This window comes from Aeromicrobium sp., from assembly GCF_014378035.1.
Taxonomy (GTDB): domain Bacteria; phylum Actinomycetota; class Actinomycetes; order Propionibacteriales; family Nocardioidaceae; genus Aeromicrobium.
Window position 1 is genome coordinate 1 of the sequence record NZ_JACMOM010000168.1, and the last position, 8,911, is coordinate 8,911.

General features: G+C 66.5%; 13 protein-coding genes, 2 tRNA genes and 1 pseudogene. 8 read left to right on the forward strand and 8 right to left on the reverse strand.

What is annotated here, in order from left to right:
- Positions 1-421, reverse strand: a pseudogene (locus H7290_RS08740) (D-alanyl-D-alanine carboxypeptidase family protein); the annotation flags it as partial.
- Positions 422-684: 263 nt separating this feature from the next.
- On the opposite strand from H7290_RS08740, the gene H7290_RS08745 reads away from it, so the two are divergent.
- The gene (locus H7290_RS08745) at positions 685-1,128 is read left to right on the forward strand and encodes an N-acetyltransferase (RefSeq protein ID WP_290513633.1); all 444 of its coding nucleotides are present in this window, start codon (positions 685-687) and stop codon (positions 1,126-1,128) included.
- Between the two features lie 41 nt (positions 1,129-1,169).
- On the opposite strand, the gene H7290_RS08750 is transcribed toward H7290_RS08745, so the two are convergent.
- From H7290_RS08750 to H7290_RS08765, 4 genes are all read right to left on the reverse strand, one after another.
- Positions 1,170-1,985 carry an alpha/beta hydrolase gene (locus tag H7290_RS08750; protein WP_290513634.1) on the reverse strand — a complete coding sequence of 272 codons (816 nt, stop codon included), beginning with the start codon at positions 1,983-1,985 and terminating at the stop codon, positions 1,170-1,172.
- Positions 1,986-2,133: 148 nt separating this feature from the next.
- Positions 2,134-2,274, reverse strand: coding sequence for a hypothetical protein (locus tag H7290_RS08755; protein ID WP_290513635.1), 141 nt, complete (start codon positions 2,272-2,274; stop codon positions 2,134-2,136).
- Positions 2,271-2,444 (reverse strand): hypothetical protein, encoded by a 174-nt coding sequence (locus H7290_RS08760; RefSeq protein WP_290513636.1) that lies wholly within the window; start codon positions 2,442-2,444, stop codon positions 2,271-2,273. The genes H7290_RS08755 and H7290_RS08760 overlap by 4 nt, the downstream gene beginning before the upstream one ends.
- Positions 2,441-3,253, reverse strand: coding sequence for an ATP-binding cassette domain-containing protein (locus H7290_RS08765; RefSeq protein WP_290513637.1), 813 nt, complete (start codon positions 3,251-3,253; stop codon positions 2,441-2,443). Before H7290_RS08765 ends, H7290_RS08760 begins: the two co-directional genes overlap by 4 nt.
- 243 nt (positions 3,254-3,496) lie before the next feature.
- Here H7290_RS08765 and H7290_RS08770 point away from each other — a divergent pair.
- The 3 genes from H7290_RS08770 (at position 3,497) to H7290_RS08780 (ending at position 4,394) form a co-directional block, all read left to right on the forward strand.
- Positions 3,497-3,573 (forward strand) — tRNA-Asp (locus H7290_RS08770).
- Positions 3,574-3,643: 70 nt separating this feature from the next.
- Positions 3,644-4,258, forward strand: coding sequence for a malonic semialdehyde reductase (locus H7290_RS08775; protein WP_290513638.1), 615 nt, complete (start codon positions 3,644-3,646; stop codon positions 4,256-4,258).
- Positions 4,259-4,317: 59 nt separating this feature from the next.
- Positions 4,318-4,394, forward strand: a tRNA-Phe gene (locus H7290_RS08780).
- A 20-nt stretch (positions 4,395-4,414) separates the two neighbouring features.
- Here the strand turns inward: H7290_RS08780 and H7290_RS08785 are convergent.
- Positions 4,415-4,813, reverse strand: coding sequence for an arsenate reductase ArsC (locus H7290_RS08785; RefSeq protein ID WP_290513639.1), 399 nt, complete (start codon positions 4,811-4,813; stop codon positions 4,415-4,417).
- Positions 4,806-5,891, reverse strand: a complete 1,086-nt coding sequence (gene arsB / locus H7290_RS08790) for an ACR3 family arsenite efflux transporter (RefSeq protein ID WP_290513640.1) — start codon at positions 5,889-5,891, stop codon at positions 4,806-4,808. The genes H7290_RS08785 and arsB overlap by 8 nt, the downstream gene beginning before the upstream one ends.
- Positions 5,892-5,985: 94 nt before the next feature.
- Between arsB and H7290_RS08795 the strand changes: the two genes are divergently transcribed.
- Together H7290_RS08795 and H7290_RS08800 are read left to right on the forward strand one after the other, a co-directional pair.
- Positions 5,986-6,351, forward strand: coding sequence for a metalloregulator ArsR/SmtB family transcription factor (locus tag H7290_RS08795; protein ID WP_290513641.1), 366 nt, complete (start codon positions 5,986-5,988; stop codon positions 6,349-6,351).
- 21 nt (positions 6,352-6,372) lie between these two features.
- Positions 6,373-7,128 (forward strand): SDR family oxidoreductase, encoded by a 756-nt coding sequence (locus H7290_RS08800; protein WP_290513642.1) that lies wholly within the window; start codon positions 6,373-6,375, stop codon positions 7,126-7,128.
- On the opposite strand, the gene H7290_RS08805 is transcribed toward H7290_RS08800, so the two are convergent.
- Positions 7,114-8,043 (reverse strand): sterol desaturase family protein, encoded by a 930-nt coding sequence (locus H7290_RS08805; protein WP_290513643.1) that lies wholly within the window; start codon positions 8,041-8,043, stop codon positions 7,114-7,116. The genes H7290_RS08800 and H7290_RS08805 overlap by 15 nt on opposite strands.
- A 107-nt stretch (positions 8,044-8,150) precedes the next feature.
- Here H7290_RS08805 and H7290_RS08810 point away from each other — a divergent pair, with 107 nt between their 5' ends.
- Both H7290_RS08810 and H7290_RS08815 read left to right on the forward strand, forming a co-directional pair.
- Positions 8,151-8,765 carry a TetR/AcrR family transcriptional regulator gene (locus H7290_RS08810; RefSeq protein ID WP_290513644.1) on the forward strand — a complete coding sequence of 205 codons (615 nt, stop codon included), beginning with the start codon at positions 8,151-8,153 and terminating at the stop codon, positions 8,763-8,765.
- A 20-nt stretch (positions 8,766-8,785) separates the two neighbouring features.
- The coding region (locus H7290_RS08815; RefSeq protein WP_290513645.1) for an SDR family NAD(P)-dependent oxidoreductase at positions 8,786-8,911 on the forward strand (126 nt) is incomplete at its 3' end.

The following is an 8,911-nucleotide window of genomic DNA, read 5'->3' on the forward strand; positions in this document are numbered from 1 at the left end:
CGGTGATGTTCTCGGCGGCCGTGAAACACGCGTGGTCGCTGTCTTCGGGGGTCGCATTGACGGGGGTGCCCAGGTCGAGCTCGAGACCGTCTCTGACCAGGGTGAGGTCGACTGCGGCCCCGCAGGGGTGGGCCGCGACAGCGGGTGGGGCAACGTGCTTGCTGGTTTCATGGATCAGGCGTTCGGGACCCCACTCGGGGTGCATTCGGGCAACGTCCGCACGGTGTTCGTCGAAGTAGCGTTGTTGCAGTGCCGGTCGTCGATAGCCCTCGATGATGAGGAACCGTATCCCGTCGGGCAAGGCTTCCTGGGCGGTCAAGAGCCGGTCGACCACCGTGGCACGCAGTTTCGCTCCAACGCCAGTCGGGTCCAGCTTGCGTGGATCCAGCTGGAACGCCGGCAATCGGCCGATGTTGGTCAACCCCTCTCCACATTCGATCACCGGAACGCCGGACACACGTGGATCGGACATCAAAAGCATTCGCCGATGCTACGGGGATGCCATGTAGGTGGCGCTGTCGCACGATCGGCCTCGCAGGACCTACGGCGACGTTCGAATTCCCCTGACATCAGCCGCGACCATCAGTCACCACCATTGACCCAGCAGATCTGGTCCCCTTTCACGGCGGCGGCAGGGTTTCGGATACCGTCGGGGGTACCACCGAACCGTGGGACGCTTTGCGCATGAATGTCGTCCGCGCGCAGGTCACCGACCTCTCCCACGCTGCCCCACTCTTCGCGTCCTACCGCGAGTTCTACGGCGAGCCCTACAACCTCGAGGCGTCGACGGCGTTCCTTGCGAGCCGACTCGCCCGCGACCAGTCGATCGTCCTGCTCGCCAAGGAGGGCGACGCCACGGTCGGCTTCGTCCAGATCTATCCGGCGTTCTCCTCGACCCGGCTGGCCCCGATGTGGATCCTCAACGACCTGTTCGTCGTCGAGGCAGCGCGGGGCCTCGGCGCCGTCGACGCGCTGCTCGAGACTGCGGCGACGCTGGCGAAGGAGGCTGGCGTCGTGACGATCGAGCTTGCCACCGCCCACACCAACCTGCGGGCACAGGCCGTCTACGCGCGACACGGCTATGAGGTCGACGAGGAGTTCCGCCACTACGAGAAGCCGCTCTCGTAGTCGCTGATTCGGCTGGTCCTGCCTCTCGGCCGCGACGTTGGCTAGTGCTGGTCGACGAAGGCCTCGATCAGGTCGCTGAGCGCCTTGGGCTGTTCGATCGTGCTGGAGTGCCCGCTGTCGGGCACGATCTCCAGCCTCGACCCGGCAATCGCCCCCGCGATGACCTCGGCCTTGGCGACCGGCGTGGCGACGTCGTCGGCACCGACCACCACGAGGGTCGGCGCAGTGATCGCGCCCAGCTCGGGAAGGATCGGAAGCCGGTCGGTGACACCGTAGATGGCCTTCTTCATGCCCGAACGCTTGACCGCCCTGACCTCGGCCATCCAAGCGTCGCGGTGCACCGTCGAGGCCGGATCGGCCAAAAACGTCGGCCCGAACATGATCGGCTCGACCTGTGACCTCACCGGTCCGAGACCAAGGAGCCCATAGACCTTGGCGAGCAGCCGGTACTTGCTGATCTTCTCGGGGTCCTCGGGCCCTGCGCTCGTGTCGAGGAGAGTCAGTGACCTGATGAGCTCGGGACGTCGGGCGGCCAGGCGCATACCGACGAAGCCACCCATCGAGAGCCCCACGTAGTGCACCGGGCCGGCACCGAGACCCTCGACGATCGCTGCCGCATCGTCGGCAAGAGTTTCCATGTCGTAGTCGCCCGCCGGTGCAGAGGACTTTCCCTGCCCGCGCCAGTCGATCGTGACGCAGCGGTAACGGCTGCTGAGCCGCTCGACCTGCGCGTCGAACATCCGGCCGCTGAACAGCAGGCCATGACCGAAGACCACCGCCGGTGCTTCGGGATGGCTCTCGGGCGAACCCGAGTCCTGGATGTGGACGTGGGCACCATTCACCTCGACGAGGGGCATGCGGACCTCCTGGGGTCAACGATCGAGCATGCCACAGCGGCCGCCATCCGGCCCGGCACCCCTCCTCGCCACCATCGGCGGGGGTTGGCGTCCACCCCGTGCCACGTCTTGGACGCTGAGGCAGCTCGGCGTCGTGATCATGGGGAGGTCAGATGAGGCCCTTGTCGGTCAGCCACTGCTTGGCCAGGTTGGCCGGCGACGGCTTGCCGGCGCCCTGGTTCTTGCCGTTGAGGTCGAGCAGATCCTGTGTCGTCAGCTGCGCCGAGACGTCGTCGAGAATTTTGGTCACCTTGTCGGACTCCTTGGAGCCACGGACCAGCGAAGCCGCTGGTTCCTGCTGGCGAACCACCCGATGGGCAGCGCGATGACGAAGCCAAGGACGATCGGGATGAGGCTGAGCACCAGATGCTTCAGCAGCAACGACCGCACAGTGTCGACGTTGTCGAACAGGTAGTTCATCCGGCCAGGATTCCCGCGGCCTTGCCGTTGGCGTCGAGCACGACCTTGTGGCCGTCACGTTCCTCGACGTGCAACGTCCGCTGGCCCTTGTCGAGACCGATGAAGCTGCGCACGAAGTCGTCGGCCGGGTTGGCCAGGATCTCAGCCGGAGAACCGACCTGCGCAACCTCTCCGCCCTTCTTCAGGATGACGACCTGGTCGCCGAGCAGGAATGCCTCGTCGATGTCGTGGGTCACGAACACGATGGTCTTGTCGAGGTCTTTCTGCAGGCGTAGGAGCTCCTGTTGCAGCTCGTCGCGCACGATCGGGTCCACCGCGCCGAACGGCTCGTCCATCAGCAGGATGTTGGGGCCGGTGACGAGGCCGCGGGCGACGCCGACACGCTGCTGCTGTCCGCCCGACAGCTGGGCCGGGTACTTGGTGGCAAGCGATGGGTCGAGCCCGACGGTCTTGAGCACGGCGCGCGCCCTGTCCCGCGCCTCTGACTTGCCGACCCCCTTCAGGCGCAGCACGGCGGCGACGTTGTCGACCACGGTGTGGTGCGGCAGCAGGCCGGCCTGCTGCATGACGTAGCCGATGCTCCGCCGCAGCTCGACGGGGTTACGGGTCGCGACGTCGACGTCGTCGATCAGCACCTGACCGTGCGACGGCTCCACCATGCGGTTGACCATCCGCAGCAACGTGGTCTTGCCGCAGCCCGATGATCCGACGAGGACTGTGGTCGAACGCGAAGGGAGCTTGAGGCTGAAATCGCCGACCGCCTCGGTGCCGTCGGCGAACGTCTTCCCGATGGAGCGGTACTCGATCATGCGGTCCTCCGCGCTCGGTGCTGAAACACCGGAACAGTAGGTAGGCAAGGAACAGTCAGCGGAAAGTCTGTCGGATAGCTGGGCCACCCGCAATCGCTGCGAGACCTCATCGGGCGACCATCTCGTTCTACGGCACCACTTCTCCGACCGGGGTCGTCCCGCCACGACGGGCAGGGCGGCCCGTTTTGTTCGACCGTCCGGACGTGCGTTACAGTTGCGTGCGCGGTTCGCCGCGATGCGCATGGCCCCGTGGCGCAGTTGGTTAGCGCGCCGCCCTGTCACGGCGGAGGTCGCCGGTTCGAGTCCGGTCGGGGTCGCCATGTGAGTAATCCCACGCATTCGATACGAGTGCGTGGGATTTTCTTTGCCCCTCCAATGGTTGAACGTTCCATGACTTCCACGACCGCCAACCCTGCCTTCGTCCTTTCTGATGAGACGCTCGACGTCCTCTTCCGCGAGGCTCGTACCGCCAACTCGTTCAGCGACGAGCCCGTCTCTGCCGCTCAGGTGCGCGAGGTGTTCGAGCTCGTCAAGATGGGTCCGACCATGATGAACATCCAGCCCATGCGGCTGTTGCTCGTCGAGAGCCCCGAAGGACGCGGCCGGTTGTTGTCCCACATGGCCGAGGGCAACCGCGCCAAGACCGAAACCGCCCCGGTTGTTGCTGTCGTCGCCGCGGACGTCGACTTCCACGACCTGATGTCGGCCCACTTCCCGCCCAAGCCCGACGCGGGCGAGATGTTTGCCTCTGACGAGGCTGCTCGCGCTGAGATCGCTCGCTACAACACCGCGCTGCAGACCGCTTACTTCATCGTCGGCATCCGTGCCGCCGGACTCGCTGCGGGCCCCATGGGTGGGTTTGACGCGGCCGGCATCGACGCCGAGTTCTTCGGCGGTACGAGCTGGCGTACCCAGCTCGTGGTCAACATCGGCCACCCCGGTGACAACCCGTGGTTCGACCGTCTTCCGCGCATCTCCGCCGACGCCGCCGTCACGGTGGTCTGACTGATTTCTGACCCGGCTCAACGGTGCGATATGGTGAACGTCGCTCGTTCGCGGGCGGTGGCCAGGTAGCTCAGTTGGTACGAGCATCCGCCTGAAAAGCGGAGGGTCGCCGGTTCGACCCCGGCCCTGGCCACCATCGAAACCTAGGCGTGATGCCTAGATGAGCGACGCGATCAGCGCCTCGACACGGGTCCTGATCTCGTCGCGAATCGGACGGACAGCGTCGATGCCCTGCCCGGCCGGGTCGTCGAGGACCCAGTCTTCGTAACGCTTGCCCGGGACGTAGGGGCACTCGTCTCCGCAGCCCATCGTGATGACGACATCAGATGCCTGCACGGCGTCGTCGGTGAGCTTCTTCGGCTGCTCGTTGGCGATGTCGATGCCAACCTCGGCCATCGCCGCGACAGCGACGGGGTTGATCTGGTTGCCGGGCATCGAGCCGGCCGAGCGGACGATGATCGTGTCGGCCGCCAACGACCCCAGGAAGCCGGCAGCCATCTGCGAGCGTCCAGCGTTGTGGACGCACACGAACAGGACGGAAGGACGCTCAGACATGCGTGGCTCCTGGGCTCGGAGCTTGTTGGCCGGGGAAGAACCTCCGCGCCCACAACGACACGTAGACAAGTCCGACCAGCACCGGCACCTCGATGAGCGGACCGACGACCCCGGCGAGCGCCTGGCCGGAGGTGACGCCGAACGTGCCGATCGCCACGGCTATCGCGAGCTCGAAGTTGTTGCCCGCCGCGGTGAACGCCAGCGTCGCGGTCCTGGCGTAGCCCAGGCCGAGCCAGCGGCCCATGGACATGCCGAGCGTGAAGGTGATCGCGAAGTAGACCAGCAGGGGCACGGCGATGCGCACGACGTCGATCGGCCGACTGGTGATCGCGTCACCCTGCAGCGCGAACAGGACGACGATGGTGAACAGCAGGCCGTAGAGCGCCCATGGGCCGAGCCGCGGCAGGAACGTGCCCTCGTACCACTGACGCCCCTTGGCCTTCTCCCCGATCGTGCGGGTGAGGAAGCCAGCGAGCAGCGGAATGCCGAGGAACACCAGGACGCTGGCCGTGATGGCCCACACCGAGAAGTCCGCGGAGGTCGTCGACAGGCCCAGCCAGTCGGGAAGCACCTGCAGGTAGAACCACCCGAGAGCGGCGAAGGCAAACACCTGGAACACCGAGTTGATGGCCACCAGGACGGCCGCGGCCTCGCGGTCTCCGCAGGCGAGGTCATTCCAGATCAGGACCATCGCGATGCAGCGGGCGAGACCGACGATGATCAGGCCCGTGCGGAACTCCGGCAGGTCGGGCAGCAACAGCCACGCGAGGGCGAACATCAGCGCCGGTCCGAAGACCCAGTTCATCACCAGCGACGCCGCGAGGAGCCTCCGGTCGCCCGTGACGCGGCTGGTCTCGTCGTAGCGAACCTTGGCGAGCACGGGGTACATCATCACGAGAAGGCCGATGGCGATCGGTAATGAGACCGACCCGATCTTGACTGAGTCGAGCGCGTCGTCGAGCCCGTCGATCGTGCGGCCGAGCACGAGGCCGCCGGCCATGGCAAGCACGATCCAGACCGGGAGGAAACGGTCGAGGCGGGACAGTCGATCGATGACCGGGGCGTCGATGGTGGTCACAGGGGCAACTCCAATGGTGCGGATCGAAGGACGTCGATGGCTCAATCGTGGTCCGATCATCGACAGATGTCAATGCAACAGGCACACTGGAGAGATGACGACATCGGTGACTGCTGTGCAGGCCTCAGACTGTTGCACCACCATCTGCTCGCCCGTCGTCGGTGAGGCGCTGAGCGCTGACGACTCGGCGAGCCTCGCCGCGCGCTTCAAGGCGCTGGGCGACCCCACTCGCATGCGGCTCGTCTCGATCGTCGCCGCCCACGAGGGCGGTGAGGCGTGCGTCTGCGACCTCACCGAACCCGTCGGGTTGTCGCAGCCCACCGTGTCGCACCACCTGAAGATCCTGGTCGACGCCGGCCTGCTCACCCGCACCAAGCGCGGTACCTGGTCGTTCTACGCGCTGGTCCCCGGGTCACTCGACGCCCTCGCCGACGCGCTGTGCACACCTTCCAGCACCTGACCGAGGACCTAGTGTTGGCACATGGATCTGGGACTCGGCGGCCGCGCGTACATCCTGACCGGCGCCTCAAGCGGGTTGGGCCTGGCCACTGCTCAGTGCCTCGTCAACGATGGCGCCGATGTCGTGATCTCCTCCCGCGGTCAACAGGCAGTGGACGAGGCGGTCGCCGCACTCGGCCCTCATGCGGTGGGCGTGGCGGCTGACAACTCCGACGACGAGACGCCGGCCAGGTTGATCGCAGCGGCGAAGGAGTCGTTCGGGCGGCTCGACGGAGCCCTGATCAGCGTGGGTGGACCGCCGGCCGGCCCGATCCTCGGCATCACCGAGGACGCGTGGAGAAGTGCCTTCGAGTCGGTGTTCCTCGGCGCCATCCGCATGGCCCTGGCCGTCGCCGTCGAGCTCGGAGATGGCGGCTCGATCGCCTTCGTCCTCTCGACCTCCGCGAAGATGCCGGTGGCAGGCCTTGGCATCTCCAACGGGCTGCGGCCCGGCCTCGCGATGGCGGCGAAGAACCTGTCCGACGAGCTCGGCCCCCGTGGCATCCGGGTCAACGGCCTGCTCCCGGGCCGGGTCGACACGGCACGCGTCCGCCAGCTCGACGCGCTCAGCGGCGATGCCGATTCCGCACGTGCGAGCCACGAGAGCACCATCCCGCTGGGGCGCTACGGCGAGCCGGAGGAGTTCGGTCGCGCCGCAGCATTCCTGCTCTCCCCCGCCGCGAGCTTCCTCACCGGCGTCATGCTTCCCGTCGACGGCGGCCTCTCACGCGGACTGTGACGTCTCGACACGGGACGCCTCGCCGTCGGCATGGTCGAGACGAGGTTGCACGGCCTCGGCCCGCCGCTCTCCGGGCTGCCAACCCGGCGGCATGAAGACGTAACCCACCTTGTCGCGCCAGCGCGCTGCGCGGTGCACATCACGGATCAGCTCTCCGTAGGCGCCGTACTGCAGTCTCAGCACGTTGTAGGTGTCGACCGGCACCGTCAACCCGTACGTCGGACGGTGCACCTCTCGCTGGAACGTGCCGAACATCCGGTCCCAGACGATGAACATCCCGGCATAGTTCTTGTCGAGGTACAGCGGGTCGCTGCCGTGGTGCACCCGGTGGTGCGACGGAGTGTTGAGGACCAGCTCGATCGGCAGCCACATGCGATCGATGCGCTCGGTGTGCACGAAGAACTGGAAGATCAGATTGATCGAGAAAGCGACGTACAGCGTCCACGGCTCGAACCCGAGGAACGGCAACGGCAGCCAGAACAGCGCTTCCGCCCACGGGTTCCACTTCTGCCGCAACGCCGTCGAGAAGTTGAAGTACTCGCTCGAGTGGTGGGCCTGATGTGCCGCCCAGCCGACACGGACGCGGTGAACGAAGCGATGTTGCAGGTAGAACGCGAGGTCGAGGCCGAGGATCAGCAACGCCCACGACCACCACACGTCAGTCGGCAGGTGCCAGGGAGCGAGGTAGACGCTCACCGCCACGAAGACCACGAGGGTGCCCAGCTTGAACACCGCACTCGACACGATCGATCCGAGCCCCATCAGGATGCTGGTGCGGGCGTCCTTGCGCTCGTAGCCACGCAGGCCGTCGTCGGTCTCGAGCCACCTGAACGCGGCCAGCTCAACCGCGAGCGACAGCACGAAGAACGGTGCGGCGGCAAGAGTGGGGTTCTGCAAGGGGTCGAGCAGCTCCATGACCCTTCCTTCCTGCCGGACCGACGATGCAGCCGATATGACTGATGGGTAAGTTACCACGCACTCATATCACCGCGCCACCATTTTCACCCCGCTAGACTTCAGCCGTGGTCAGACCCAATGCCGGCACCAAGGGCGTCCCCCGCCTCGACCGCGAGACACAGATCCTCGACGTCGCCTCGGAGCACTTCGGCGCCCACGGGTTCGCCGCCACGTCCGTCGCGGTCGTCGCCGATCGGGCCGGCATCTCCAAGCCGCTGATCTACAACTACTTCGGCTCCAAGGAGGGCCTTTTCGAGGCCTGCCTCGACCGTGGCGGAGAGCTGCTCGCCACCGAGATCGAGCGCATCGCACAAGGTGACGCGGTCGGCATCGAGCGCGGCATGGCAACGCTCGGCGGCATGTTCGCACTCCTGGAGCCCCAGCCCTACCTCTGGCGGATGTTCTTCGACACCACAGCCCCCTCGACCGGGCCCATCGCGGACTCCATCACGCTGTACGCCGACCGCATCGGCAAGCTCGCCGAGGAGGGAGTGGCAGAGCTCATGAGCATCGCCGGCAACGACGACAACCTCGACATCTCCGCCATGACCGCCGTCTGGCTCGGCATCGTCGACTCCCTGATGAACTGGTGGATGGACCATCCCCAGGAGAGCGCCGAGCAGATGATGAGACGTTGCGTGCGGATGCTCGCCGCACTCTTCGGGGGCGACGCTCCGTGAAGCTGTCGGGCACCACCGTGGTGCTCACCGGCGCGTCGAGCGGCATCGGCGCCGAGGCGGCCCGCAAGCTCGCCCGGCTGGGGGCGACGGTGTGTCTGCTGGCCCGGCGTGAGGACGAGCACGAGCGCGTGCGCGCCGACATCGAG